26 protein-coding genes, 1 tRNA gene and 1 pseudogene are annotated in these 26,053 nt (G+C 71.2%); 6 read left to right on the top strand and 22 right to left on the bottom strand.

Annotation, left to right across the window (positions count from 1 at the left end; genetic code table 11):
• Nucleotides 1-25: 25 nt before the first annotated feature.
• Both ACIBG7_RS17695 and ACIBG7_RS17690 read right to left on the bottom strand, forming a co-directional pair.
• On the bottom strand, nt 26-553 hold the full coding sequence (locus tag ACIBG7_RS17695) for a hypothetical protein (RefSeq protein ID WP_357929411.1): 528 nt from the start codon (nt 551-553) through the stop codon (nt 26-28).
• Between the two features lie 48 nt (nt 554-601).
• Nucleotides 602-1,222, bottom strand: coding sequence for an NAD(P)H-binding protein (locus ACIBG7_RS17690; RefSeq protein ID WP_357929414.1), 621 nt, complete (start codon nt 1,220-1,222; stop codon nt 602-604).
• A gap of 79 nt (nt 1,223-1,301) precedes the next feature.
• Here ACIBG7_RS17690 and ACIBG7_RS17685 point away from each other — a divergent pair, with 79 nt between their 5' ends.
• Nucleotides 1,302-2,405 carry a methyltransferase gene (locus tag ACIBG7_RS17685; RefSeq protein WP_357929417.1) on the top strand — a complete coding sequence of 368 codons (1,104 nt, stop codon included), beginning with the start codon at nt 1,302-1,304 and terminating at the stop codon, nt 2,403-2,405.
• On the opposite strand, the gene ACIBG7_RS17680 is transcribed toward ACIBG7_RS17685, so the two are convergent.
• The 6 genes from ACIBG7_RS17680 to ACIBG7_RS17655 all read right to left on the bottom strand — a co-directional run bounded on the left by ACIBG7_RS17680 (nt 2,395) and on the right by ACIBG7_RS17655 (nt 7,440).
• On the bottom strand, nt 2,395-3,858 hold the full coding sequence (locus ACIBG7_RS17680; RefSeq protein ID WP_357929420.1) for a peptidase S10: 1,464 nt from the start codon (nt 3,856-3,858) through the stop codon (nt 2,395-2,397). The genes ACIBG7_RS17685 and ACIBG7_RS17680 overlap by 11 nt on opposite strands.
• A gap of 9 nt (nt 3,859-3,867) precedes the next feature.
• Entirely contained in the window at nt 3,868-4,332 is a 465-nt protein-coding gene (locus ACIBG7_RS17675; RefSeq protein WP_397336884.1) for a hypothetical protein, read from the bottom strand.
• 77 nt (nt 4,333-4,409) lie between these two features.
• Entirely contained in the window at nt 4,410-4,943 is a 534-nt protein-coding gene (locus ACIBG7_RS17670) for a DUF305 domain-containing protein (RefSeq protein WP_357929425.1), read from the bottom strand.
• A complete protein-coding gene (locus ACIBG7_RS17665) occupies nt 4,943-5,794 on the bottom strand; it encodes a lytic polysaccharide monooxygenase (RefSeq protein ID WP_357929426.1) in 852 nt (283 codons plus the stop codon). The genes ACIBG7_RS17670 and ACIBG7_RS17665 overlap by 1 nt, the downstream gene beginning before the upstream one ends.
• A gap of 145 nt (nt 5,795-5,939) precedes the next feature.
• A complete protein-coding gene (locus ACIBG7_RS17660; RefSeq protein WP_397336882.1) occupies nt 5,940-6,824 on the bottom strand; it encodes a sigma-70 family RNA polymerase sigma factor in 885 nt (294 codons plus the stop codon).
• 10 nt (nt 6,825-6,834) lie between these two features.
• Nucleotides 6,835-7,440: a hypothetical protein gene (locus tag ACIBG7_RS17655; protein ID WP_397336881.1), complete on the bottom strand. Its 606-nt coding sequence runs from the start codon at nt 7,438-7,440 to the stop codon at nt 6,835-6,837.
• A 96-nt stretch (nt 7,441-7,536) separates the two neighbouring features.
• On the opposite strand from ACIBG7_RS17655, the gene ACIBG7_RS17650 reads away from it, so the two are divergent.
• The 4 genes from ACIBG7_RS17650 to ACIBG7_RS17635 are packed head-to-tail and all read left to right on the top strand — an operon-like array spanning nt 7,537 to nt 11,004.
• Nucleotides 7,537-8,442 (top strand): ABC transporter ATP-binding protein, encoded by a 906-nt coding sequence (locus tag ACIBG7_RS17650; protein WP_397336880.1) that lies wholly within the window; start codon nt 7,537-7,539, stop codon nt 8,440-8,442.
• Nucleotides 8,443-8,472: 30 nt separating this feature from the next.
• Nucleotides 8,473-9,177 carry an ABC transporter permease gene (locus tag ACIBG7_RS17645; RefSeq protein ID WP_357929435.1) on the top strand — a complete coding sequence of 235 codons (705 nt, stop codon included), beginning with the start codon at nt 8,473-8,475 and terminating at the stop codon, nt 9,175-9,177.
• A gap of 1 nt (nt 9,178) precedes the next feature.
• Nucleotides 9,179-10,378 (top strand): sensor histidine kinase, encoded by a 1,200-nt coding sequence (locus tag ACIBG7_RS17640; protein ID WP_397336879.1) that lies wholly within the window; start codon nt 9,179-9,181, stop codon nt 10,376-10,378.
• On the top strand, nt 10,375-11,004 hold the full coding sequence (locus tag ACIBG7_RS17635; RefSeq protein ID WP_357929439.1) for a response regulator transcription factor: 630 nt from the start codon (nt 10,375-10,377) through the stop codon (nt 11,002-11,004). Before ACIBG7_RS17640 ends, ACIBG7_RS17635 begins: the two co-directional genes overlap by 4 nt.
• 31 nt (nt 11,005-11,035) lie before the next feature.
• Here ACIBG7_RS17635 and ACIBG7_RS17630 read toward each other — a convergent pair whose 3' ends face one another.
• The 9 genes and pseudogenes from ACIBG7_RS17630 to ACIBG7_RS17590 all read right to left on the bottom strand — a co-directional run bounded on the left by ACIBG7_RS17630 (nt 11,036) and on the right by ACIBG7_RS17590 (nt 20,348).
• Nucleotides 11,036-11,578 carry a TIGR03086 family metal-binding protein gene (locus ACIBG7_RS17630; protein WP_397336878.1) on the bottom strand — a complete coding sequence of 181 codons (543 nt, stop codon included), beginning with the start codon at nt 11,576-11,578 and terminating at the stop codon, nt 11,036-11,038.
• A 44-nt stretch (nt 11,579-11,622) separates the two neighbouring features.
• A complete protein-coding gene (locus ACIBG7_RS17625) occupies nt 11,623-11,964 on the bottom strand; it encodes a hypothetical protein (RefSeq protein ID WP_397336877.1) in 342 nt (113 codons plus the stop codon).
• Between the two features lie 18 nt (nt 11,965-11,982).
• Nucleotides 11,983-15,126 (bottom strand): BTAD domain-containing putative transcriptional regulator, encoded by a 3,144-nt coding sequence (locus ACIBG7_RS17620; protein WP_397336876.1) that lies wholly within the window; start codon nt 15,124-15,126, stop codon nt 11,983-11,985.
• Nucleotides 15,127-15,238: 112 nt separating this feature from the next.
• Nucleotides 15,239-16,339 (bottom strand): serine hydrolase domain-containing protein, encoded by a 1,101-nt coding sequence (locus ACIBG7_RS17615; RefSeq protein ID WP_397336875.1) that lies wholly within the window; start codon nt 16,337-16,339, stop codon nt 15,239-15,241.
• Nucleotides 16,340-16,407: 68 nt separating this feature from the next.
• Nucleotides 16,408-16,812 (bottom strand): hypothetical protein, encoded by a 405-nt coding sequence (locus ACIBG7_RS17610; RefSeq protein ID WP_357929451.1) that lies wholly within the window; start codon nt 16,810-16,812, stop codon nt 16,408-16,410.
• Nucleotides 16,813-16,951: 139 nt separating this feature from the next.
• A complete protein-coding gene (locus ACIBG7_RS17605; protein WP_397336874.1) occupies nt 16,952-17,203 on the bottom strand; it encodes a hypothetical protein in 252 nt (83 codons plus the stop codon).
• Nucleotides 17,204-17,664: 461 nt separating this feature from the next.
• The gene (locus tag ACIBG7_RS17600) at nt 17,665-17,775 is read right to left on the bottom strand and encodes a LuxR C-terminal-related transcriptional regulator (RefSeq protein WP_397337127.1); all 111 of its coding nucleotides are present in this window, start codon (nt 17,773-17,775) and stop codon (nt 17,665-17,667) included.
• 244 nt (nt 17,776-18,019) lie between these two features.
• Nucleotides 18,020-18,289, bottom strand: a pseudogene (locus ACIBG7_RS17595) (response regulator transcription factor); the annotation flags it as partial.
• A 19-nt stretch (nt 18,290-18,308) separates the two neighbouring features.
• Nucleotides 18,309-20,348, bottom strand: coding sequence for a sensor histidine kinase (locus ACIBG7_RS17590; RefSeq protein ID WP_397336873.1), 2,040 nt, complete (start codon nt 20,346-20,348; stop codon nt 18,309-18,311).
• A 132-nt stretch (nt 20,349-20,480) separates the two neighbouring features.
• Here ACIBG7_RS17590 and ACIBG7_RS17585 point away from each other — a divergent pair, with 132 nt between their 5' ends.
• Nucleotides 20,481-21,131 carry a hypothetical protein gene (locus ACIBG7_RS17585; protein WP_397336872.1) on the top strand — a complete coding sequence of 217 codons (651 nt, stop codon included), beginning with the start codon at nt 20,481-20,483 and terminating at the stop codon, nt 21,129-21,131.
• A gap of 864 nt (nt 21,132-21,995) precedes the next feature.
• Here the strand turns inward: ACIBG7_RS17585 and ACIBG7_RS17580 are convergent.
• The 5 genes from ACIBG7_RS17580 to ACIBG7_RS17560 all read right to left on the bottom strand — a co-directional run bounded on the left by ACIBG7_RS17580 (nt 21,996) and on the right by ACIBG7_RS17560 (nt 26,016).
• Nucleotides 21,996-22,652 carry a hypothetical protein gene (locus ACIBG7_RS17580; protein ID WP_397336871.1) on the bottom strand — a complete coding sequence of 219 codons (657 nt, stop codon included), beginning with the start codon at nt 22,650-22,652 and terminating at the stop codon, nt 21,996-21,998.
• 20 nt (nt 22,653-22,672) lie between these two features.
• Nucleotides 22,673-23,233 (bottom strand): RNA polymerase sigma factor, encoded by a 561-nt coding sequence (locus tag ACIBG7_RS17575; RefSeq protein ID WP_397336870.1) that lies wholly within the window; start codon nt 23,231-23,233, stop codon nt 22,673-22,675.
• A gap of 302 nt (nt 23,234-23,535) precedes the next feature.
• Nucleotides 23,536-23,609 (bottom strand) — tRNA-Thr (locus tag ACIBG7_RS17570).
• 57 nt (nt 23,610-23,666) lie between these two features.
• Nucleotides 23,667-25,082, bottom strand: coding sequence for an alpha/beta hydrolase (locus tag ACIBG7_RS17565; protein ID WP_397336869.1), 1,416 nt, complete (start codon nt 25,080-25,082; stop codon nt 23,667-23,669).
• A gap of 109 nt (nt 25,083-25,191) precedes the next feature.
• Nucleotides 25,192-26,016: a stage 0 sporulation family protein gene (locus tag ACIBG7_RS17560; protein ID WP_397336868.1), complete on the bottom strand. Its 825-nt coding sequence runs from the start codon at nt 26,014-26,016 to the stop codon at nt 25,192-25,194.
• Nucleotides 26,017-26,053: the final 37 nt, after the last annotated feature.

The following is a 26,053-nucleotide window of genomic DNA, read 5'->3' as shown; positions in this document are numbered from 1 at the left end:
GCTGTCGAGGGGAGGGTCATCCCATTTATCGCCCGGTGCGGTAGTGGTCGGCCACCGCCGACAGGGTGCCGCCGAGCAGGACGACGCCGGCCAGCACGCCGCTGACGATCGGCGTCCAGGCGAGCGCGGGGGTGAAGACCATGACCAGGCCGATCAGGCCGAGGGCGGTGAGGATGAAGCCCGGGATGGCGATGACGAAGTCCCAGCCGATCTTCCAGAAGACGACGAAGTGCAGGCCCACGACCAGGGCGATCCAGGCCACGTTCGTCTCGGGCGGCAGGTCGGTCTGGGCGCGCGCGTAGAGGCCGCCGAAGATGAGCGCGAACTCGATCACGACGGTGATCCAGAACCCCTTGCCGTACGACTGCCGGCCGGCCGGGTCGGCCTCGGGACGGCCGTGCTTCTTCAAGCCGAGCTGGCCCAGGACGAACATCGCCAGATAGCCGACGATCGCCAGGATCTGCAGCGCCGTGGCGAGCCAGAACGGCAACGGCTCGCCGGCGTTCACCAGCACGAAAACCAGGCCGAAAGTCGCACCGACTACCAATCCCATGAAATTCACGCGGCTCACTGTAGTGGTGCGACCTCCGCCCCCCGTTCGCTAGCCGACCACTGAGACGCGCTGGCGCACCCCCAGGTCCTTCTCCAGGATGTCGACCAGCGCGACCGCGTAGTCCTCCGCGCTGATGAAGCTCTTGCCGGAGGCGCCGGTCATGAGCTGGTCGCCGCCGAGCCGGTAGGCGCCGGTGCGCTCGCCGGGCCCGATCTCCGGGGCCGGGGACAGGTAGGTCCAGTCGAGGTTGGTCTCCTTGCGCACCTCGTCCAGGAGCGCGGCCTGCGCCAGGGCCTCGCCCCGGTAGGCGGGCGGGAAGTCGGGGGTGTCCATCAGCGGCAGCCCCGGAGCCACCTCCAGGCTGCCCGCGCCGCCGACGATCACCAGCCGGCCGACCCGGGCGTCGTGCGTGCCGGTGAGCACGCCGCGGCCGTCGGCCAGGAAGGGGCCGACCGGCTCCGAGCCGTCGCGCGGCGGCGAGACCGCCATCACCACCGCGTCGTGTCCCTTGGCGAGTTCGGCGACGGCCTTCGGGTCGGAGGCCTGGACGACCTTCGTGCCGTCCGCGCCGCTGCGCGTCGCTCCGGTGACCCGGTGCCCGCGCCGCAGCGCCTCCGCGACCACCCGCGAGCCGATCATTCCTGTTGCGCCGATGACGAGAATCTGCATGTCAGCGACGCTATCGGCCCCGGGCCGCGAAGCCCGGCAAGTCCGGCGGGGTGAGTGTGGCGGGGTACCCTCGGGACCGATGAACGAGTTCGAGCTCAGGCGCTTCCCCGACCACCCCCGCGAGCAGTTGCGCGCCTGGGACGCGGCCGACGAGTACCTCCTGCGCGAGCTGCCCCCGGTCACCGCGCCGACCGTCGTGGGCGACCGCTGGGGCGCCCTGGCGACGGCGCTCGCCGCGCAAGGGCCGCTCACCCAGATCACCGACTCGTTCCTCACCCAGCAGGCCACGCTCGCCAACCTCGACCGCAACGGCCTCGACCAGGGCGCCGTCCGGCTGCTGTCCACCCGCGACACGCCGCCCGAGCGCATCGACGCGCTGCTGGTGCGGGTGCCCAAGAGCCTCGCGCTGCTGGAGGACCAGCTCACCCGGCTGGCCCCGGCGGTGCACGCGGACACGCTGATCATGGGCACCGGCATGGTCACCGAGATCCACACCTCGACGCTGCGGCTGTTCGAGCGCATCCTCGGTCCCACCAGGACCTCGCTCGCCGAGCGCAAGGCGCGGCTGATCCACTGCACCCCCGACCCGGCGCTCCCCCGGCTGGCCAACCCGTGGCCGTTGCGCTACGCGCTGCCGGACGACGTCGGCGTGCTGTCCGGGCGTACGGTCACCAACCACGCGGGCATCTTCTGCGCCGACCGCCTCGACCTCGGCACCCGCTTCTTCCTCAAGCACCTGCCGCGGATCGACGGCGGCCGCGTCGTCGACCTCGGCTGCGGCAACGGCGTGGTGGGCCTGGCCGCCGCGCTGTCCGGGACGCCCGAGGAGGTGCTCTTCCTCGACGAGTCCTACCAGGCGGTCGCCTCCGCCGAGGCGACCTTCCGCGACAACTGCGACGGCAAGGCCGAGTTCGTGGTCGGTGACGGGCTGTCCGGCTTCCCACCCGGCTCGGTGGACTTCGTGCTGAACAACCCGCCCTTCCACAGCCACCGCGGCGTCACCGACGGCACCGCCTGGCGCATGTTCACCGGCGCCCGCGCGGCCCTGCGCCGGGGCGGCGAGCTCTGGGTCGTGGGCAACCGGCACCTCGGCTACCACGTCAAGCTGCGCCGCCTGTTCGGCAACTGCGAGGTCGTCGCGGGCGACCCCAAGTTCGTCGTGCTCCGCTCGGTCAGGCGCTGACCTCGGGACGGCCCGCCCGGACGAAGGCGGCGAGGTCGGCCGACTGCTGGAGGCGGCTGTCCTCGTGGACGTACATCATGTGTCCGGCCTCGTAGTACTTGAACTCGATGTTGCCCGCCAGCTCCGCCGGGATGGGCAACCGCGCGAAGGTCTCCTCGGCGGCGAAGTACGGCGTGGCGCCGTCGTGGTAGCCGCAGGCGACGTGCACCCGCAGGTGCGGGTTGTGCCGCATCGCCGCGCCGAGCTTGTCGGCCACGAAGACGTGCGCGTTCTCGAACTCCTTGTACGACCAGGGCCGCACCCGCCCGGTGAGGATCTCGTACGGCAGGTCGTTGGAGTAGCCCAGCTCGGTGTGCAGGTAGTGGTTGAGCGCCGCGCTGTACGGCCCCATGATCGCGCTCATGCTGGGGTCGTAGCTGAAGTGCTCGCGGCCGGAGTCGTCGTCCCAGCCGGTGAAGCGGCCGTCGAGCCGGCCGACGGTCCTGCGCCGGTCGCGCAGCAGCTCGGTGAAGAAGCGGATGTGCTCGATGCGCAGGTTCACCCGGTCGACGTAGTCCTCCGACAGCCCCGACAGGGAGGCCACCTTGGCGACCGCGGCGGCCCGCTCCTCGGCGCTCAGCCGCGTGCCGCGCGCCAGCGCCCACAGGTAGTCGCGCTCGGCGTACTCCTCGGCCTCGCGCAGCACGTCGGCGAGCTCGCGGTCGCCGTGCAGGCCGTGGTAGTGCGCGATGGCCGCATACGTCGGCAGGAAGAGCGCGTAGGGGCGGTCGTTGCCGGGGGTGAAGTCGATCGTGCCCATGTCCAGCACGCTGGAGATCAGCATCAGGCCGTTGAGGTACATCGAGTACCGGGTCTGCAGGTACTCGGCGAGCGCCGCGGCGCGGAGCGTGCCGTAGGACTCACCGGCCAGGAACTTCGGCGACATCCAGCGCCCGTTCCGCGTCGTCCACAGCCGGATGATCTCGCCGACCGACTCCAGGTCGCCGGTGAACCCGTGGTACGGCTCGGCCTGCTCGCCCTCGGCCGCGCGGGAGTAGCCGGTGGAGACCGGGTCGATGAAGACCAGGTCGCTCTCCAGCAGCAGCGTCTCGGCGTTGTCGGCCAGCCCGTACGGCGGAGGCAGCAGGCTCCCCGCGTCGCCCATGACGATCCGCCGGGGCCCGAGCACGCCCAGGTGCAGCCAGACGCTGGAGGATCCCGGCCCGCCGTTGAAGGCGAAGGTGACCGGCCGGGTCTTGGAGTCGGCGCCGTCCAGGGTGTAGGAGGTGACGAAGACCTCCGCCTTGGCCTTCAGCCCGTCGAATTTGCCGTCGGTGAACGATTCCTCGCGCAACACGTAGGTTCCGGTGGTCGCGGTGTAGGCCGCGCCGGTCGGGAGGGTGTGCCGCGTGGTGACCAGGTTGTCGCTCGGCTCGGCGGGCTTGACCTGCTTGTCCTCGGATTCTTGCGCCATGGGCAACCATTATGTACCGATTTGGATAGTACGCACGGGGACCTTGCGCACGTATCTCCGCACCGTTTCGACCAGCAGGGCGAGCACCACCACGCCGAGGAGGCCGTGGTACCAGCGCCAGCCGACGCCCAGGCCGAGGAATCCGTCGAGAATCATGATGCCCGCGCCGCCGCCGGTCGCCAGGGCCAGCACCCCGAGCGCGGCGAGCAGCACCCGGCGAGGGATCCGGCGGCCCGGCGGGGTGACCGTCGCCAGCACCACGCAGGCCCCCAGCAGGCCGGAGAGCGCGGCGAGCCCCTGCGCCGGTCCCGGCTCCAGGAAGTAGGCGGCCGCCTCCTCCGCCGAAACCGGCGGCCCGCCGGGAAAGCCCAGACGGCCCTGCACGGCGAAGACGGCCTTGCCTGCCGCGTAGCCGAGGAACAGCAGGGCCAGCAGCCACGCCGGCCAGGGGCGGGCGGGAAGCGGTGGGGTCATGTCCGCCGACGCTACGACCGGCGGGCGGGTCTGCGGTTCCCCCGTGCGGGGGAACCCGCCACCTCGCGCCGGGGAGGTCAGGACATCTGCTCCAGCAGGCCCTTCATGATCTGGATCTGCTGCAGGCGGGACTTCTCGACCTGCTTGGCCCACGCCTTCACCTTGGGGTTGGCTCCGCCGTACCCCTCCTTGAGGGCGAGTTGCACGGCGTCGTCCTGGTGGGCGATGAGGAGCAGGAGGAAGTCGCGGTCGAAGGTCTTCGACTTGCGCAGCGCGGTGATCTGCCGCAGGTCGGTCTCGGGCACGTCGTGCCCGGCGTGCGCGTCGGTGGGGGCGGCCAGCGGCTGGTCCCAGTCGTGCAGCCAGGCGCTCATGTTCGCGATCTCGTCGCCCTGGGTGGTCTCGATGGCCGCCGCGAGGGTCTTGAGCTCGGGGTGCTTGCCGCGGTCGCGGGCCAGCTTGACGATCTCCAGGCCCTGCCGGTGGTGCGGGATCATCATCTGCAGGAACATGACGTCGTCGGCGTTGACCGGCTCGGCCGCGGGCTGGGCCGTCCCGCAGCCGCCGAGCAGAGCCGGCAGCAGCAGGACGGCCACGGTTAGACGTCTCATCAGACCCTTCGCCACAACGCGGGAACGTTGGGGGGTTCCCAGCCTTGGATGGCAGTATGCGGCTGAAGGCACTCGTAGGTCGACCCGTTGTAGCTGACGCGGTCACCCTGGCGGTAGGCGGTGCCGGACTTCCAGGTGCCGCCGGGCTGCGTGGGGCTGGTGGTCGGGCTCGGCGTGGGGCTCGACGTCGGGCTGGAGGTGGGGGTCGGCGTGGGGCTGGAGGTCGGGGTCGGGCCGCCGAAGTCCACGTCGGAGCAGGTGTAGAAGGCCTCGTTGCTGCCCACGACGCGCTGCCAGATCGAGTACAGGATGTGCCGGCCGGAGCGCTGCGGCAGGTTGATCGTCCAGTTGGTGAAGGTCGTCGGGTTCTGGGCGTTGAAGGTGCGGATGTGCACCAGGTCCGACCAGCGCAGCGGCATGGTGGGGTTCCAGCCGTCGCGGGTGATGTAGAACTCGAAGTTGCTCGCCGAGTGCGGCGCGGTGGCGTGGTAGGTCAGCGTGAACGCGCCGGGGCGCACGCTGGTGGCGGGCCAGTCGGCTCGCTGCAGGTCGAGCCCACGGTACTTCTCGCGCCCGGCGCTGCACAGCTTGCCGTCGGGGATGAGCTCGCGGTGCCGGCCGCCCGCTTCGAGCAGGGAGACCTCGTTCCAGTCGTAATAGGCCTGGGTGCCGCCCGCGGCCACCGCGGCCTTGCAGGCGGCGGACTTGGGCGTCTCAGGGCCTTCGTTCTTGCAGACGTAGACCCTGCTGGGCGGATTGGACATCGTGCCGTGGGCGTTGGCTGCACTGGCCGGAAGCAGGACCAGGGCTCCAGTCGCCGCCGCAGTGGCGGCGAACATGGTTTTGCGCACTTCAACTCCTGGGGGGTGAGCAGGAATTAAAAGGAAACCTTCCTAAGAGTTAAGCACTCCGAGGTGGCTTTGCGGGAGCTCTGGGCAGGAAAAAGCTGGTGGACAAGTGAAAAATTTGATGACCGTGCACATTGATGGCCCCGGGTCAGCCGAGGTCGGGGAGGGCGAGCACGGCCATCCGCGCCGGGTCGGCCAGGACGTCGATCTCCACGATCCGGCCGTCCACCACGGTGAACCCCAGCACCGCGAACGGCTTGCCGCCGGGCAACGACACCAGCCCCAGCCCGCCGTTGACCAGCGCGAGCCGCTGGTAGGCGGCCAGGCGGCGGAAGGTGAGCGCCGTGGCGGCGACCTGGTGGGCACCGCGCACCCACTTGGAGGCGCCCACCGGCTCGGCGCCGTAGTCGGCGCGCAACACGACCTCCGGGTCGAGCAGCTCGACCAGCGCGTCGAAGTCGCCCTCCCGGGAGGCGGCCATGAAGGCCTCCACGACCTCGCGCTGCAGGGCGAGATCCGCGTCCGGCACCACGCGCGCCTGCCGTACCCGCCGCCTGGCCCGGCTGGCGAGCTGCCGGGTGGCGGCCGGGTTGCGCTCCACGATCGGCGCGATCTCCTCGAACGGCATCCCGAACATGTCGTGCAGCACGAACGCCAGCCGCTCGGCGGGCGCCAGCTCCTCCAGGACGACCAGCAGCGCCAGGCCCACCGCGTCCCGCACCAGGGCCTCGTGCTCGGGGTCCGCCCCGTCCACCGGGCTGACCACCGGGTCCGGCACGTGCGCCTCGCCGACCTCCTCGGGCCGCGCCGCCCGCGCCCGCAGCAGGTCGAGGCAGATCCGCCCGACCACCGTCGTCAGCCAGCCGGTCAGGTTGCCGACCTCGCTCACATCGGTACGGCTCAGCCGGAACCACGCCTCCTGGACGGCGTCCTCGGCCTCGGCAAGCGAGCCGAGCATCCGGTAGGCCACCGCCCGCAGGTGCGCCCGGTCGTCCTCGAAGCGCCTCGCCAGCTCGTCCACAGTCGTCGTCACGCCTTCCGTCCTACCAGGACGGCCCGCCGGGTGTGAGCACGGCCAGGGCTTGGCCGGTGTGATGCTCGGCGATCCCGGCCATGAACGCCCGGTCGGGAAAGTCCCCGTCGAGCAGCCGCAACGGCCCGGCGACCAGGGAGAGATGCTGCGCCAGCCGGTAGAACCGCAACCGCCGCTCGTCGAGGCCGGGCACCGCGAGCGCCGGGTAGTGCTCGCCGAAGCGGATGCGCAGGAAGACGTGCTCCCATTCGACGTCGAAGGGGACCACGCCCTCGATGTCGATCAGCACCGGCTCGCCCGCGGCGTCCACGAGCACGTGGTCGGGGCCCAGCTCGCCGTGGACCAGGCCGCACTCGGCGCGCGGCTCGATCCCGTCCGCCAGGTCCCCGAGCACCGCGGCCAGCTCGTCCCCCGCCGCGGCCAGACGCTCCACCCGAGCGGCGGCCTCACCCAGATCGGCCCGCGCCCGCCGCAGGACCCCGGTGCCCAGGGTGAGCCGGTAGACGCCCTTCTTGCTGCCGCCGCGCATCCGGTCGAGCTGGGCGATCTCGGTGCCGAAGCGCTCGCGCACCAGGCCGCGCAGTTTCTCGACGGCATCCTCCCCCGGTTCCGCCATCCACCATTCGGTGGATTACGCGATCAGCCACATCCAGGGCGAATGGTAGCTGCCGGGGCGATCCGCCAGCAGGGGCTCTGACGCGATGCTTTTGCCATGGCAGTCATCGAAGTCGCAGACCTGGTCAAGAAGTACGGCACCCAGTCCGTCCTGGAGGGCGTGACCTTCTCGGTGGAGGCCGGGGAGATCTTCGGCATCCTCGGCCCGAACGGCGCGGGCAAGACCACCACGGTGGAGTGCGTGGAGGGCCTGCGCCGGGCCGACAGCGGCCGGATCAGCGTCCTCGGCCTCGACCCGCGTACGGCGGGCAGCGAGCTCCGCGAGCAGATCGGCGTGCAGCTCCAGCACACCCAGCTCCCGGAGAACATCAAGGTGTGGGAGGCGCTCGACCTGTACGCCTCCTTCTACGCCAAGCCGCGCGACTGGCGCGAACTGCTGGAGCAGTGGGGGCTGAAGGACAAGCGCAACGCCCGCTTCGGCAAGCTGTCCGGCGGCCAGAAGCAGCGGCTGTTCATCGCGCTGGCCCTGGTGGGCGACCCGCGGGTGGCCTTTCTCGACGAGCTGACCACCGGGCTCGACCCGCAGGCGCGCCGGGCCACCTGGGAGCTGATCAAGCAGGTGCGGGACAGCGGGGTGACCGTGGTGCTGGTCAGCCACTTCATGGACGAGGTCGAGGAGCTGTGCGACCGGGTGGCGGTCGTCGACCGGGGCCGCGTGGTCGCCCTCGACACCCCCGCCGGGCTGGTCGGGGCCGAGCACGAGATGCGCTTCACCCTGCTGACCGGGACCGCCGAGGAGCTGCCGGCGCTGCTGGGCGGCCTGCCCGGGGTCTCCTCAGTCGAGGTCACCGGCGCCAAGACGGTCATCACCGGCCGCGGGGACTTCGCCAGCGCGGTCACCTCGCAGCTCGCCCGGCACAACCTGCTCGTCTCGGACCTGCGCATCGACAAGCGCACGCTGGACGACGCCTTCCTCGCCCTCACCGGCCGCACCTTCTCCTGACTCCCCCCGTTTCATCGAAAGGCTTCGAAGATGACCGCGCTCGCCAAGCTCACCACCATCGAGACCAAGCTGCTCGTCCGCGAACCCGGCTCGATGTTCGCCCTGCTCATCCCGCTGTTCATCCTGGTGATCTTCGGGAGCTCGATCGCCCCCGGTGACACGGTGCTGGTGCCCATGGCCCTGTCCATCGCGGTCGGCCTCGTCGGCCTGTACCTGGTGCCGACCACCCTGGCGACCTATCGCGAGCGCGGCATCCTGCGCCGGTTGTCCACCACCCCGGTGCCGCCCGCCCGGCTGCTGGCGGTGCAGCTCATCCTGCAGCTCGTCCTGGCCGTCGCCGCCTGTGGGCTGCTGCTCGCGGTCGCCGGCACGGTGCTCGGCGCGAACCTGCCCAGCGCGCCCGTCGCCGTCACGCTGACCTTCCTGCTCGGCACCGGGGCGATGTTCGCGATCGGCCTGCTCATCGCCGCGCTGGCGCCGAACGGGCGGGCGGCCAACGGGATCGGCGTGCTGCTCTACTTCCCGATGGCCTACCTCGCCGGACTGATCCAGCCGCCCAGCCAGATGCCCGCTATCCTTGCCCAAATCGGGACATACACCCCGCTGGGCGCCTTCCGCCAGGCTCTCCAGGACGTCTGGGCGGGTGGCTTCCCCAGCACGCTCTCCCTGGTCATCATGGCGGGGTACGCGGTGGTCATCAGTGTCGCCGCCGCCAAGCTCTTCCGCTGGGAGTAACGTGACCTCGCTCGACCTGCAGGAGGCCCGGCTCGAACGGCTCCAGGCCACCGTGCCCTACCTCCTGCTCACGGTCTCGGTCGCCCTCACCTGGCTGACCGACGGCCGGACGCTCGCCGAGCATCTGCTGATGCTCGGCGTCGCCGCCGTTGCGGCCACCTGGATCGCCCTGCTGGGCCGCAGCCGCCACCACGCGGTCTACGTCGCCGGGCTGATCGTCCTCATCGCCGCGCTGTGCAGCCAGGGCATCTGGTTCGCCGGGTTCTTCGCCTTCGTCGGCTACATCGCCTCCTGGCAACTGCTGACCGGCAGATGGCGCTTCGTCGGGATCGCCGCCACCGCGACGATCAGCGTGACCAGCTTCACCGGCGGGCTGCCCGCCCCGACATTGCCCGCGATCCTCACCCACGTGTTCTTCATCGCCGCGATCACCTCGCTCGTCGCGCTGTTCAGCCTGGTCGGCGACGTAACCGCGGCCCGCAGCAGCGAACGCAAGCGCATGGTGAACCAGCTCGAAGAGGCGATGCGGGAGAACGCGGTCCTGCACACCCAGCTCCTCCTCCAGGCCCGCGAGGCCGGCGTGCTCGACGAGCGCCAGCGCATGGCGCAGGAGATCCACGACACCCTGGCCCAGGGGCTCACCGGGATCATCGCCCAGATCCAGGCGGCGACGCACGCCCAGGAGACCGGGGCGCAGTGGCAGGGACATCTCGACACCGCCGCCCGGCTGGCCCGCGACAGCCTCGCCGAGGCCCGCCGCTCGGTGCACGCCATCGGGCCGGGGCAGCTCGAGACGGCCCCGCTGCCGGAGGCGCTGGCCGAGGTGGTCGCCGGCTGGTCCGGGTTGCAGGCCGTACCGGCGGAGATGACCACCACGGGTACGGCACGCCCGCTGCACCCCGAGGTCGAGCAGACCTTGCTGCGGATCGCCCAGGAAGCGCTCGCGAACGTCGCCAAGCATGCCGAAGCCCGCCGGGTCGGGCTTACCTTGTCGTACATGGAAGATGTGGTCACCCTGGACGTCCGGGACGACGGAGTCGGCTTCGCCCTCGACCGGGCCGCCGACGGCGGCGGGTTCGGCCTGACCTCGATGCGCAAGCGGGTCGCGCGGCTGGCCGGGAGCCTGGAGATCGAGTCGGAGCCCGGCGGCGGCACCGCGATCTCGGCCACCGTCCCGGCGGTCGCCAGGGAGGACGCGTGAGCACGCCGATCAAGCTGCTGATCGTGGACGACCACCCGATCCTGCGCGACGGCATCCGGGGCATGTTCACCGGCGACGACCGCTTCGAGGTGCTCGGCGAGGCCGGCGACGGCGGTGAGGCGGTCAAGCTCGCGCTCGCCCTGCGGCCGGACGTGATCCTGATGGACCTGCGGATGCCGCGCATGGACGGGGTCAGCGCGATCAAGGAACTGGCCCGGACCGGCAGCACGGCCCGGGTGCTCGTGCTGACCACCTACGACACCGACCGGGACGTCGTGCCGGCCATCGAGGCCGGGGCGACGGGGTACCTGCTCAAGGACGCGCACCGCGACGAGCTGATCCGGGGGGTCGAGGCGGCGGCCCGGGGCGAGTCGGTGCTGTCGCCGTCGGTCGCCACGCGGCTGATCGGACAGGTCCGGGCGCCGGCGGCGGACCCGCTCAGCGCCCGGGAGCTGGAGATCCTCCGGCTGATCGCGCAGGGCACGACCAACCGGGAGGCCGCCGCCCGGCTGTTCATCAGCGAGGCGACGGTCAAGACGCACGTGCTGCACATCTACGCCAAGCTCGGCGTCAACGACCGGGCCGCCGCGGTGGCCGTGGCCTTCCAGCGCGGTCTTCTAACCTGACGCCGTACGGCCTGGTTTTTAGGGCGGCGGTTTACGGTCTCCAGGACGGGTCGCGGCCGATGGTGCCCAGCAGGCGGTCGAACACGGGCGCGTCCTCCGGCACCTCCACCGCCGGCCCGAAGGCGCCCTGCTGCCGGCCCATCTCGGCCATCTGGCCGGCGAACAGCCAGGCGCGCGACACCGCCTCCGGGTCCGGCTCGTACGGCTGGCCGGTCGCCCTGGCCAGGTCCCAGCCGTGCGCGACCATGTCCACCAGGAACATCTGCGCGAGCGTGCTCATCGGCAGGCCCAGCCCTGGGCTGGTCCCCTCCCACGCCTCGGGCCGCGACCAGGCGGCCAGCGTGCGCCGGGCCCGCTCGGGGAAGTCGCCGGCGTACTCCCCCTGCGGGACCATCGAGCCGCCCTTGGCCATCGACTCGAACGCCTCGGACACCCATTCCAGGTGGCCGATCAGCTCCTTGACGGTGTACTCCGAGCACGGGGTGGGCCCGCCGAACTGCTCCTCGCGGATGCCGCGAACCAGGTCCACGGTCTTCTCCGTCGCGCGGGTCATCACAGGCAACATCTCTTCCATGGCCCCATCGTGCCGGATCCGCCCCGCTTTGGGGGCGACTCCGGTCACGCGGCGTCGAGCGCTTCGGTGATCTTGCGGGCCATGTCGACCAGCGTGGGGCTGGGCGTGCCCTGGTGGACGCCGGCGGCGGCGTCCAGGGCTACGAGGACCGTGGCGCGGAAGTTGTCCGCCTCGGCCGGGTCCTGCGGCTTGAGCAGGGCGACCGACTCGGTGAGCGCCGGCAGCACCACGTCGGCGAGCTCGGCCACGGTCTTGCCGTACTTCACGCCCTTGGGCGCCTTGGCCAGCACGTGCCCGACCAGGCCGGTGGCCGAGGTGAGCGCGAGCCCGCCCTGCACCCCCACCCGGTGGGCGGACTCGGCGATGCCGGCGGCCGACATCACCATGCCCTATATAGGGCCGCCTCAGGCGGTGAGCGTGGCCTCAGCCAGTTCCCGCCAGTCCCCCTCCCGCCCGGCCCGCATCGCCTCCGCGAACCCGTCCTCCCCGAGACGCTCGCGCGCCTCGGCCGCCATCCTGGCCGCGTCGAGCTGCGACAGATCCGGTGTCCCCCGCACCCCCTCGGCCGCCGCGAGCAGCCGGACAGCCCGCTCGTCCAGCCCCCGCCGCCACGCAAGATCGGCGACCCCGACCAGCGCATCGGCCAGCACCGGCGGATACCCAAGCCCCTCCGCCGCCCGAAGCGCCTCGCCCCGGTGCGCCCGCGCCTCCTCAAGGTCCTCCGCGAGGTAACCCTGCAGGTCCATGCTCCGAGCCTTGACCATGTCGTTCGGCTCGGCATCACCCAGCAACGCCTGCACCGCGGCCAGGTGCCGGCGAACCCGCTCCGGCTCCCCCCGCCACCGAGCCAGCTTCGCCAGCGCGAGCTCCAGCTCGGCCAGCGTGTCCGGCCACGTGATGTCACCCGCGTACCGCTCCGCCTCGGCCACGGCCGCCGCGCTGGCCCGCTCGTCACCGAGCAGCCAGTAGAGCTGCGCCTGCCGCGCCAGCAGCCCGATGGCGTCCCCGGTCGCACCGACCTCGACCACCGCCACCGTCGCCTCCGCCAGCAACTCGCACGCACGGCCGAACTCGCCCCGCATCGCCCGCCGATCGGCCACGAAGCTCATGGCCAGCGAGGTCCCCCACCGGTCACCCAGCGCGCTGAACTCCGCCAGCGCGGTCTCGGCGTCGGTGTCCACGTCGGTCTCGTCGCCGCCGAGCGTGAGCCGCAACCGCCCGCGGGTGAGCCGGGCCTGCGCCCGCACCCACGGATCGTCGTCGGCCACCAGCGGGTCGAAGGCGGGCAGGAAGTTCGTGGGCTCGCGCACCATCCGCTCCAGCGGCGCGACGAAGCCAAGCAGCGGGTTGCGGTACCCGGGCCGCGTGTACCGGGGGGCCGCGAGGATCCACTCCTCGGCCTGGTACTGGTCACGGCCGGGCCCGGCGGTGATGAAGATCGCCACGAGCGTGTACGCCAGGGCGCGCACCTCGTCGGGAACCTCGCCCTCCAGCGAGGCCGCCTGGACGCACAACTCCATGCCCTCGGCGCGGGAGCCGCTCAGGTACCAGTACCAGCCGGCCGCTCCCACCAGCCGCATCGCCTCCTCGGCCGAGCCCTCGGCGATCGCCCAGCGCGCGGCCGCGCTGAGGTTGTCGCGCTCGGCGTCGAGCACGGCCAGCCACGTCAGTTGCTCGGCCCGGCGCAGGTGCGGGTCGGCCGTCTCGGCCAGCTCGGTGAAGTAGGCCAGGTGCGCCCGGCGGATCCGCTCGCTCTCCCCCGCCTCCTCCAGCCGCCCGGCGGCGTACTCCCGGATGGTGTTGAGCATCCGGTAACGCGGCACGTCTTCGCCGCCCGCGACCACCAGCGACTTCTCGATCAATGTGGTCAGCACGTCGAGCACCAGCTCCCCGCCGTACTCCCCGTCCTCCCCGCACACCCGCTCGGCCGCCTCCAGGCTCGCGCCGCCGGAGAAGACCGACAACCTGCGCAGCACACCGCGCTCGGCCTCGGTCAACAGGTCCCAGCTCCAGTCCACGACCGCGCGCAACGTCTTGTGCCGCGGCAGTGCCGTACGGCTGCCGCCGGTGAGCAGGCGGAACCGGTCGTCCAGCCGGCGGGCCAGTTGCTCGACCGACATGCTGCGCAGCCGGGCCGCGGCCAGCTCGATGGCCAGCGGCATGCCGTCCAGCGCCCGGCAGATCCGCGCCATGGCGGCCAGCGCGGCCGGGTCCGAGCCGAGGTCCTTGCGCACCAGCTCCGCCCGGTCGCGCAGCAGCCGTACCGCGGGCGAGCTCCCGATCTCCTCCGCCCCGGCGCCGGTCGAGGGCAGCACGAGCGGCTCGACCTGCCACAACACCTCGCCGGTGATGCCCAGCGGCTCCCGGCTCGTGGCCAGGATCCGCAACCGCCGGCACTCGCCCAGCAGCCGGTCCGCGAACGCCGCGGCCGCCTCGATCATGTGCTCGCAGTTGTCCAGGACCAGCAGGATCGTGCGCTCGCGCAGCGCGGTGATCAGTTGATCCATGGGCTCGCCGCCGCGTGCGCCGCCGAGCAGTGCCTGGTCGCGCAGCCCGAGCGCGGTCAGCGCGGCCTGGGCCAGGTCGCCGCCCGCCTGCACCGAGGCCAGCTCGATTAGCCACGCCCCGTCCGGCAGCTCGGAGAGCACCATCCGCGCGGTCTCGGTGGCCAGCCTGGTCTTGCCGGAGCCGCCCGCTCCGGTCAGGGTGACCAGCCGGTGGTTGATGACCAGCCCGGCGACCGCGCCGACGTCGCCGTCCTTGCCGACGAAACTGGTCAGCTCGGCGCGCAGGTTCGTCCTGCGGTGTTCCGTCCGCTCGCCCAGCTCGCCCCGCAGCAGTGCGGTGTGCAGGGCGGTGAGCTCGGCCGACGGGTCGGCGCCCAGTTCGTCGGCGAGCCGCTCGCGGGTCCGCTGGAACAGCGTCAGCGCCTCGTTCCCGCGTCCCGCCTCGGCCAGCGCCCGCATCAGGGCCGCGACGAACCCCTCGCGCAGCGGGTAGCTCGCGACCAGCTCGGTCAGCTCGGACACCATCTCAGAACCGCGGCCCAGCCGGATGTCGGCGTCCACCCGATCGCCGAGCGCGGCGAGATGGAGCTCCTCCAGCCGCCCGACCGCGGCGTCGAACACCTCACTGTCCTGGAGGACGAGATCGCTCATGGCCGAACCGCGCCACAGCCCCAGCGCCGCGTGCAGCAGCTCCGCCCGCTCCCCCGGCTCTGCCGTCCTGGCCTTGCTCACCAGGCGCTCGAACCGGATCACGTCCACGTCGTCCGGCGGTACGGCCAGCCGGTAGCCCCCGGCGTCGGCCTCGATCACCCCGTCCGGCAACACCCGCCGCAACCTGGACACCAGCGCCTGCAGCGCGTTCACCTCGTCCGCGGGCGGGCGTTCGCCCCAGATCCAGTCCACCAGCCTCGACCTGGTGACGATCCGACCGGCTTCGAGAGCCAGCGCCGCCAGCAGCGCGCGCAGCCGGATCCCCGGAACCTCCACCACGGCCCCGTCGTGGTTCCTGACCTCGAACGGTCCAAGCAATCCGACTTTCATCTGAGCAATTGTGCCGAACCCCCGCAGTGACGACCACATGCGGTACGGCATGCGAAAAGGCCCTCCCCGACGATCGGGGAGGACCTTTCCGCCAGGCTGCCGTGGACCCCGCTCACGCCGCCGGCTCGGCCTGGCCGGCGCAGAAGGCCAGGTTGACCAGCTTCTGCTGGGCCGCCTGGAAGGCCTGGGCGGTGGCGATGAAGTCGAGCTCGGCGTCGCCGGTGGTCAGCGAGGCGGTCAGCGTGGTGCGGCCGTCGGGCGAGCCGTACATCAGCGCGCCCCAGCCGAAGAAGCCGCCGTTGTGCGTGATGACGGTGTCACCGCACTCGGTCTGCTGCACGAACACCCCGAGCCCGTAACCGATCTGCGGGTACGCCTCGTACATCTCCGCCAGCAGCTCGGCGGGCAGGAGCTTGCCGCCGGTCAGCGCGGCGATGAAGGTGTGCAGGTCCTTGGTGGTGGAGATCATGTCGCCCGCCGCCGAGATCCAGGACGGGTTCATCCGGGTGACGTCGACCAGCTTCCACTCGCCGGCCTCCTCGTAGCGGTAGTAGCCGTGGGCGTGCGGCGCCGGGATCTCCGGCGAGGCGCCCGGCACCACCGTGCCGGTCAGCCCGAGCGGCCCGAGGATGCGGTCCTGCATCTCCTCGGCCAGCGACTGGCCGGACACCTTCTCGATCAGCAGCTTGAGCAGCACGTAGTTGGTGTTGGAGTAGCTCCAGTCGGTGCCCGGGGCGAACCGCGCCGGCTTGGACAGCGCCAGCCGGACCAGCTCCTCGGGGTCGTAGGTGTGCGACAGGCCGTCCACGTACCCCTGCCCCTCCCACGGGATGCCCGGCGCGATCGTGCCGTCGGGGAAGTGCTCGCCGGTGAAGTTGAACAGGCCGCTGGTGTGCTGCAGCAGCATCCGCACGGTGATCTCGCGGTCCAGCCCGTACTCCGGCAGGTAGTCGTCCACCGGCGTGTCCAGCCCGACCTGCCCGTCGGCGACCAGTTGCAGGGTCAGGACGGCGACGAACGTCTTGGTGTTGCTGCCGATCCGGAAGTGGCCGTCGGTGGAGGGCTTCTCCGTCTCGCCCAGCTTCCGCACGCCGGCGCTGCCGACCCACTCGCCGTGCTCGTCGTTCACCCGCACCTGCACCCCGGCGAAGCCGGAGTCGACGATCTCCTGAAGGGCCTGCTGCAGTTCCGGACGGTTCTGGATGGCGGACATGGGGGTCTCCTTAGTGATGTTCAGAGTGGTTTCAACGAAGGGCGGCGGGGCCACCCTGGGGACTTCGGCTAGGCGGCATCCAGTGCTGCGGTGATCTTGCGGGCCATGTCGGCCAGGGTCGGGCTCGGCTCGCCCTTGTGCGTCTGCGCCGAAGCCTCGATCGCCACGATCACCGTGCTCCGGAAGTTGTCCGCCTCGGCCGGGGCCTGCCGCTTCAGCAGCCCCATCGCCTCCGTCAGCGCCGGCAGCACCACGTCCGCCAGGTCCGCCACCGTCTTGCCGTACTTCACGCCCTTCGGCGCCTTCGTCAGCACGTGCCCGACCAGCCCGGTCGCCGAGGTCAGCGCCAGTGACCCGTGCGTGGCGACCTTGTGCGCCGAGGTGGCCATCCCGGCCGCCGACATCAGCGACACCGCGCCCCAGGCGGCGGTGCGGAGGGTGAGCTTGTCCTGGTCGGTGAGGGTGGCGGTCATGGTGGTGCTCCTTCGAGTTGTCAGCCGATCCGGCCGCCTTTCCGGCTGCCGTTCTTTCGATGGCCCAACTCTCGCCGACCCCCCTGATACGGGACCGTCACCGCCCTGACACCACCCCTGATACCTCTCCCACCCCTGTTCAGGCCGCCGGCACCTGGGCGACGAAACACATGAAACTGATCCCCGCGAACGCTTCAGGCGCACCCGGCGCCGTCTGCGGCTCACTGATGGCCGCCGGACAGAACCCCGCCTCCACGAACGCGCCCGTCATCGCCTGCAACGGCCGCCGCCAGAAGGTCAACGGAAACGACTTCCCGTTGAACGTCCACAGGTCGGTGTAACTCGTCGTCTCCCGATACTTCGGCCAAGGCTCCTCCGTCAGCCACTCCACGAACCGATGATTCACCGAAGCGAAGGTCCACAACTTCAAATCCCCTGACAACGTTCCGCCGCGTCCCACCGATCCCTCAGACAGTCACTCCGAGGAGATCCCGTGGACGCCGGCTCGATCTGGACCGAAGTCGTCAAAGCCCTGCCCAGCCTGGGCGTCGCCCTCTATCCCTCGGCTGGCTGGGACGGGCGAGAGAAGCGCCGAAAACTCGGCGTCATCTACGACATCTGCGACGAGTTCTTCGCGATCTGGAAACTCTGGGAAACCGTCCCGAGCGACCTACGCGACACAATCGAATGGATCAGCTCGGAAAGCCCGCCGTACCTGGCCTTCAAAGCCCTGGCCGCAGACGGTCACACCGGTCACCGTCTCAACCGCCATCCGCAAGATCACAGACAACCAGCGCGAGACCAGACGGCTCGCCGAAACCTTCGACCTCTCAGCCACCACCCCGGCTGAGGTCAGCGGCCGAGACCCGCGTCGCGGGCGCGGACGATGGCTTCGGCGCGGTCGGCGACGTGCAGCTTGGCGAAGATGTTGGAGACGTTGTTGCGCACGGTCTTGGGCGACACCTGCAGGGCCAAGGCGATCTGCGAGTTGGACCGCCCGGCCGCCACCAGGGAAAGGGACCTCACGCTCACGCGGCGTCAACTGCGGGAACACCGGATCACCGGCCGAGGCGACCCCCTGGAAGAACTCGGCCACACGCAGCGCGACCGCCGGACCGAAGATCGCCTCACCGTGGGCCACCGCCGTGATGGCGCGCACGATCTCCTCCTGGCCCGCGCCCTTGAGCAGGTAGCCACGGGCACCCGCCTGCATGGCGGCGAACAGGGTGGCGTCCTCCTCCGACATGGTCAGCACCAGGACGCCGATGTGCGGGCTGTCGGCGACGATCCGCCTGGTCGCCTCGATGCCGTCGAGCCCCGGCATCCGCACGTCCATCACCACCACGTCGGGCTGCAGGTCCGAGGCGTACTGGACGGCCTGCGCGCCGTCGGCGGCCGTCCCGGCCACGTCGATGCCGGGGATCGAGCCGAGCAGTACCGCCAGCCCGTCGCGGTAGACGGGGTGGTCGTCGGCCACCAGCACGCGGATCGTCTCCTCAGGCACCGTCCGCCTCCTGGATCGGCAGTCGCGCGGCGACGAGGGTGCCGCCGTCGGGCGGGCAACTGACCTGGCAGTCGCCACCCAGCTCGGCCGCGCGTTCGCGCAGCGACAGCATGCCGACTCCGGCCAGCACGCCGGGGTCGATGCCGCCGCCGTCGTCGCGTACCGCCACTTCGAGTCTCCTGTCCCGCACGCCGAGGGTGACCTCGCAGCGCGCGGCGCCGGCATGCTTGACCACGTTGGCCAGCGCCTCGGACACGATACGGTAGGCCGCCACCTCCACCGCCGCCGGCAGCGCGTCCAGCGGGCCGTCGCCGCTGACGCGGATGTCGAGCGCGGCCGAGCGGAACCGGCCGGCCTGCTGCTCGATGGCGCGCAGGATGCCGAGTTCGTCGAGGGCGGGCGGGCGCAGATCGTGCACCAGCCTGCGCACGTCCGCCAGTACGTCGCCGACGTCGGCGGCCGTCTGTTCCAGCAGCCGGTCTGCCTGGGCGGGCGCGGTGGCCGCCAGGTTGCGCGCCGTCTCGATGCGCAGCCGCAGCGCGCCCAGGATCGGACCGAACCCGTCGTGCAGGTCCCGGCGAAGCCGGCGGCGTTCCTCCTCGCGGGCCAGCACGAGGCGGGCGCGGATGCGCTGCAGGTCGGCGCTGAGCTCGGTGGCCCGCGCCGCCGCCGCGGCCTGCCGTACGAGATCACCCAGAAGCCGCTGATCCCGCTCGCTCAGGTCGGCGCGGCACAGCACCAGCCGGCCCACCACCTCGCCGCGGTAGGCCACCGGCAGCGACACCGACGGGCCGCGCGGCGTGCCGCGCTGGACCGTGGAACGCTCGCCGTTCGGGCGGTCGATCTCCACCCGCACGTAGGCCAGCCGGAACGCCTCGGAGAGCGTCGAGGCGACCGCGACCAGCTGCTCGTCCGGATCGGTGGCCAGCTCCAGCCGCTCGGCCAGCGTCGAGACCGCGGCGTAGGAGTCGTGCCCGCCGCCACGGACGAGCCGTCGCGCCCCCCGCCACAACCAGCCGCGCAACGGCGCGTACAGCAAGGCGACGATCCCGATCGCCGCCAACGCCGAATCACGCTCGCCCAGCACGCTGCCGGCCACCGTGAACACCGCCACGTCCACCGCCACCACCAGCGCGGCCAGCACGCCGTACGCCAGGGTGGCCGACAGCAGCCGGTCGACGTCGTAGAGCCGGTACTTGGCGACCGCCACGACGACCGCCGCCGACGTGGCCGCGATCGCCAGGCTCATCAGCACCGACGGCACCTGCGGCGGCACCCGTAGCGGCACCAGCAGCACGGCCGTGTCCACCAGAGCCGCCCACATCAGCCACTTGATCTGTGCCCGCCGCTCCGGATCGGCCGCCCGGTAGCGCCGCACCACCACCGCGAACGGCACGAGCATGCTCACCAGGATCGAGGCGTAGGCCACCTGCAGGATGGCTTCCCACCAGGCGTACGGCAGGCGCACCGCGAGCGGATCCAGGCTCAGCCGCGCGATCTCGGGCGGCAGTGCGACCCCGTGGAAACGCGACATCACCTCCATGGGCGCGACGACCAGCAGGGCCGGAAGCAGCCCCGTCAACGCCAGACTCGTCACCGCCAGTGGCCGCCAGACCCGGCCGGAAGGCAGCCGTCCATCCGGGAACAGCAGGATCAGCACCGGCAGCGCGAGCAGCAGCGCCGCGCCGAAACGCGAATAGAACCAGTAGGCGCCCGCCGCGCCAGGCGCCCCCGGTGCGGCGTAGAGGGCGTAGGCCGCCCACGCCGATGCCAGCCCGTCGACCAGCACCAGCAACCCGAAGCCGGTCAGCACCCACGCCACCGCATGGCGCTGCAACATGCGCAGCAGCAGCACGCCGGGCCCGAGCATCGCCAGCCCCGACAGCGCCGCGGGCCACCCCGGGTCCAACTGCGCCGCCGCGGGGATCGGCACGCCCGCCACCCGCGCGTCCAGGGCCACGGTCACCACCGCGATGGCCAGCGCCGCGACGGCCAGCACGAGCGGCACCCGGGTGCGCCCCGTTCCTGTCATGCCCCGCATTACATCCCAAAGGCGTCCTGACCCACCCGGGACCGCAGTCCCGGGACAAACCGGGACACCGGACCCTGCCCGCCCGGGACCACCGGCCGCGACCCTGGTGCGAGCACGCAGAAAGGAACTCCCATGGATCCGCAGATCACCACCACCCCGGCCACGGCCCGCACCGACGTCCCCCAGCCTGACCAGCCGATCGCCGCCGAATCCATCACGCCCGCCGCCGTGCGCCTGCTCGGCCTCGCGCTCACCGTGGGCACCCTCGCCTGGGCCACCAGCGTCCTCCTCTTCGGCACGGTCAACGACGGCGTCGAGGAGCGCATCGGCAGCCTGACCGGGGTCGCCTTCCAGCTCGGCCTGTTCGCCCTGCTCGCCGTCCAGATCCGGACCCGCGCCACGGGCGACACGCGCGTCTCGCGGGCCATGCTCAAGGTCGAACTCGGCCTGCTCGCGCCGGCCACCCTGTGGTCGCTGCTGAACGGCCTCCTGCCCGAGTCCGCCCAGGACCACGTGGCCATGGGCATCCTCGACGTGTTCTGGCCGCTGTCCATGCTCGGCATGCTGGTCATCGGCGTGAAGCTGGCGGTGGCGGGACGCTGGCGCGGCCCGCTGCGCTGGTGGCCGCTCATCGCCGAGAGCTGGTTCGCGGTGACCATGCCGGCCCTCATCCTGGCCGGCGAGGACGGGGCCCGCTGGATCGGCGGCGGCCACCTCCTCCTCGGCTACGCCACCCTCGGCCTCCTGCTCACCCTCCGCCCCAGCTTGGTGCTGCCCCGCTGAAGCGCCGACCGTGCTGCGGGTGCCTCACCGAGCGCCGCGGTATAAGCCAACCCTCGTAGGCCGCTCAGGAAGCGATGCCAGCAATGGCCCACGCCCGCAGATCATTGTTGAAGGTCATCTACACCCGGAGAAGACGGCTCCCAACTGCCGTCGTTGGCCGACGCAGTCGAATGCCTACCCGCCTTGCTCGTCGTTCGTTCCGTGCCCCGTGCCCATCGTCACGTGCCGCCCTGCCCTCAAGCCGCTGCTGAACCATCAGGCCGAGCGGCGTGTCCGGCCACTTCTTCCATCGCTTGGGACGCTTGACGGCAAGCCGCTCCTCGGCGGCCTCCTCTGCTACGGCATCGACGGGCCCGACAGTCACATCGAGAATCTGGGATACGTGGCGCCTGTTCGCCCGATGAGGTGCCCGCTTGTTCCGGCGGATTCTCTTACGCGAGCCCTTGTCGCTCTGCCCGTAGTTGTTGCGCCGGTCCTTGGTGTAGCTCAGCAGCTTCTTTTCCTGGGGACTTCGCCTGCGCTTCTGCCCCACGCTCACCCCTTCGACGAGACCCTGCCCCGATGGTAAAGCGATCTAGAGCCGACGAGCGCCTGGTTATCGGTGCCGCCGCCACGCTCGGTCAGGGCGTCGATGGCGTCACCGCCGAGCAGACGTCTGCGGCTCCTTCGCCCTCGATGGCTCTGAGGTCGATCACTGGGGTTCCGGCGTCTTCGACATCGTCACGAGCCCCCGACCGTGGCGATGCCAACCTTGGCCTCGTACGCCAGATGTGAGGTACAGCGGCCAGGCGTAGCCGCCGAGCACGGCGGCTACGCCCAGCCGGCCACCCGCCCCGGCGGATCGATGGCGGCTGCGGGCGGGGGTCAGCTACCGGCCGGCGGGTACGCCTCGGGGTTGGTCTTGGGGTCGGGCATCTGGCTCCAGGACGGGTCGTCGATGACCGTGCAGGGCTTGACCGGACCGGTGACGAGGTAGCCGCTGAACTGCCACAGGGCTCTGGGCTTCTCCGGGCCCGAGGTCTGGTCCTCGTTCTCGGTGAACTCCATGACGGCCGTCTGCCCCGGCTTGATGTGCTGCGGTCTGATCCGCACCTCGCCACCGCCCATCTTGAACGCCTTGCCGTTCGGCGAGTTGTCGATCGCCGCGTTGATCCTCTTCCGAACCTCGGGATCCTTGCTCGCGAGTTCCTCCTTGGAGAACGAGGGGCCGGAGTCGGTTTCGCCACGGTCGGGGGCGCACCGGCTGCCGGGCTTGACGTAGGAGACGTCGGCGGTCAGACCGAGTGCTGCCAGGTCCTTCTCCACCTGGGCAGGATCCCTGAACTCATTGATCTTCAGGGTGATCGTGCCGTCGGCGTTCTTGGCGACGGCGTAGGCCGGGGTCCCCGCCCCGTTCAGGAACGGCACCGCGACGGCCGCCGCCGCGGCGATCCCGGCCACCGCGGCTCCGGCGAGCAGACGCCTCCTGATGCGCAGGCGGCGAGCCTCGTTCCGGGCGACGATCTCCGCTTTGAGTTCCATCAGTACGTGCTCCTTGAAGTTCATCGCATTCCTTCCAAGACGAAGGGGGCTATCCCCGGCACGTTCCTGAGCGTGTGGCGGGCGCGGTGCAGCCTGGCCCTGGCGGCCCCCTGCCGGATGCCCAGGGCAGTGGCCGCCTCGCTGATCGTGAGCTGGTCGATGACGACCAGTTCCAGCATTGCGCGATCACCGTCCGGTAGTCCGGCCATGGCCTGAAAGGCCCGCCTGGCCACGCTCTCCGCGTCGATCCGTTCCTCGAGCTCGGCGACGTCGTCGGAGTCGAGCGGTCTTCGCCCGCCCAGACGGTCGGCCAGTCTCGTCTCCTTGAACGCCCGCCGCCGCTCGGCCGAGAGGGTGTTGCGCGCCACGCCGTACAACCACGCGATCTCGCTGCCGAGCCCGGGCCGGTAGGTGTGGGCGGAGTCGAGCACCGCGACGAACACCTCCGCCACCAGGTCGGCGACCGTGTGCGGATCATCGACCCTGCGGGCGAGGAACGACGTGATCGCGTCGACGTGGCGCCGGTAGAAGACCTCGAACGCTTCCACGTCCGTAGCGATGTCCGCCTGTCTGCGACGCACCGGCCGTGCTCCCTTCGTCGATTACATCCCTTCTTGGTCAGTGGCCGGGAAAACGTTATGAGAGCGAACAGAAGGGGTTGAATGCCGCCTGCAGCGCGTCGCACACAGCCTGGGTGGCAGGACCGCGCCTGCCGTCGGCCGAAGGAGTGGAAGCCGAGTTCGAGGGTCGTGCCCGGTTCCAGAGCGGTCACGTCCACCGAATCAGCCTGGTTCGCAGGCGATCAGCGGCCGTCGGCTGCTGGGTCGGTGTGCAGAATCAGAAAAGGCCCTCCCGGATCATCCGAGAGGGCCTTTCACCTGGGAGCCGCCTTCGGGATTCGAACCCGAGACCCCTTCATTACGAGTGAAGTGCTCTGGCCGACTGAGCTAAGGCGGCGTGCCGTACAGGCAAGCAGGAGTCTACAGGAATCTCCCCACTGCTCGCTCCCGGGATTCACTCGACACCGCCGCAGCGGGTCCCGGGTGGGGGTGGGAGGGCGGTGGTGAGGTAGTGGTCGACGAGGTCGTCCACGCAGGAGGAGCCGTTGAAGTAGGCGGTGTGGCCGTCGCCGACGTGGGTGAGGAGGGTGGCCGAGGTGAGGTCGGAGGCGAGGGTCTGGGACCAGCGGTACGGGGTGGCGGGGTCACGGGTGGTGCCTAGAACGAGAATCGGCGGGGCGCCGGCGGCTCGGAGGGGGTGGAGGGGCTTGGCCTTCACAGGCCAGTAGGCGCAGGGGAGGGAGCTCCAGATGAGGGAGGCGCCGAAGGGAGACGGGGCACGAGGGGCGGCGGTGGCGTAGGCGGAGACGGGCGGGTGGGGGGCGTCGGCGCAGGTGACGGCGAGGTTGGCCTCAGTCTGGTTGGAGAAGGCGCCGTCGGTGGAGCGGCCGGTGAGCTGGTCGGCCTGGTGGAGGAGGAGGGTGCCGTCGCCGGCGAGGGCCTGGCGGAGGGTCTCGGTGAGGGCGGGCCAGGAGGTGCGGTCGTAGAGGGGGGTGAGGAGGCCGAGGGTGGCAAGGGTCTCGGTGACGGGGCGGGCGGCCGGCAGAGGGGTCGTGTCGGTGTGGCGGAGGAAGGTGGTCAGTTCGGTTAGGACGCCGTCGACGGTTTTGCTGCGGAAGGGGCAGCCTCGGCCGGCGAGGCAGTAGCGGGCGTAGGCGCGGAAGGCGGTGGTGAAGCCTTCGGCCTGTTCGTGCTGGAGGCGGAGGCGCGGGAGGGTGGGGTCGAGGCCGCCGTCGAGGACGAGGGCGCGGACCCGGCGGGGGTAGAGGTCGGCGTAGACGGCGCCGAGGAGGGTGCCGTAGGACTTGCCCAGGTAGGTGAGCGTGCGCTCGCCCAGGGCGGCGCGGAGCAGGTCGAGGTCGTGGGCGACGGCGGTGGTGCTGAGGTGTGGGAGGAGCTGGCCGGATCGCTTGCGGCAGGCGGTGGCGAAGGCTTGGGAGGCCTTGGCCAGGGTGGTGCGCTCGTCAGCGGTGTCGGGGGTGGTGTCCAGGGAGAGGAAGGTGTCCAAAGCGGCGTCGTCCACGCAGTCGACAGGGGTGGAGCGGCCGACGCCGCGGGGGTCGAAGCCGACGATGTCGAAGCGGTCCAGGAGGCGGGTGCTGAGCATGGCTCGGGCTGCGCGGGCGTAGTCGACGCCTGAGCCGCCTGGGCCGCCGGGGTTGAGTACCAGGGAGCCGATGCGGTCGCCCTGGGCGGGCAGGCGGGTGACGGCCAGGGTGAGCTGCCGGCCGTACGGGCGGGTGTGGTCGAGGGGGACCTGGAGGGTGGTGCACTCGTAGTCGTCGCCGCAGTCGTGCCAGGTCAGCGCCGGGGGGCGGGGGCTGGCGCCCTTGCAGGCGGGTACGGCAGGGAGCAGCAGGAGAAGCAGCACGAGGGCAGCGGCAATCCTGGGTCGCGACATCACCCTGGCGACGGTCCTGGGTCGCGACATCACCCCGACAACCTTCCACAGGCGAGCGCGATCAACCCCCCGGACGCGGTCAGGTGGCCGGGTCGCCGCCGTACTGCTGCTCGTACTGCTTGCGCGGGGAGCAGACGCTGGCCTTGGAGCACTGGCAGCGCCGCCCCCCGTCGTTGAGCCGCACGACCACCGAGTCGGACGGCACGTTGTGCCCGACCACGACGCCCCCGCCCTCGGGAGTGTCCACAGCCGTCCCCACCCGCGGAGCACTGGCCCGGAACTCCTGGTACAGCGGGTGCTCGTACTTCAGGCAACACATCAACCGCCCACAGGCCCCGGCGATCCGCATGGGGTTGACCGGAAGGTCCTGGTCCTTGGCCATCCGGACGGACACCGGCTCGAAGTCCTTGAGGAAGGTCGCGCAACAAAGGTCCCGCCCGCAAGGGCCGATGCCGCCCTGCAGCCGGGCCTCGTCCCGCGGCCCGATCTGCCGCAGTTCGACCCTGGCCCGCAGGTTACGGGCCAGGTCACGCACCAGCGCACGGAAGTCGACCCGGTGCGGAGCGGAGAAGTAGACCGTGTAGACGTTGTCCGCGTCGAGGAAGTCGATGCCGACGACCTTCATCGGCAACGTGTGCCGCTTGATCAGCCGCTTGGCGACGCTGCGCGCCTCGGCCCGGCGGCGCTTGTTCGCCTCGTCTCGGGTGAGCTGCTCGTCGCTGGCGACCCCGGCGCAGACCGGCAGGCCGTCGACGTCCTCGCTGACGTACTGCGGAGCCCAGACGCACTCGGCCACCTCGGGGCCGGAGTCGGTGGGGACCAGCACCTTGTCGCCCACCTTGGGGGTGTGCGGGCCGGGGTCGAGGTAATAGAGCCTTCCGTAGCGGCTGAAGCTCACCGCCATGATCATTCCCATGGGTGGGGGCTCTCTTCCTGACCTC

This window comes from Nonomuraea sp. NPDC050328, from assembly GCF_044459405.1.
In the GTDB taxonomy this organism is placed as follows: domain Bacteria; phylum Actinomycetota; class Actinomycetes; order Streptosporangiales; family Streptosporangiaceae; genus Nonomuraea.
This window is presented reverse-complemented; position numbering and strand designations above follow the sequence as displayed.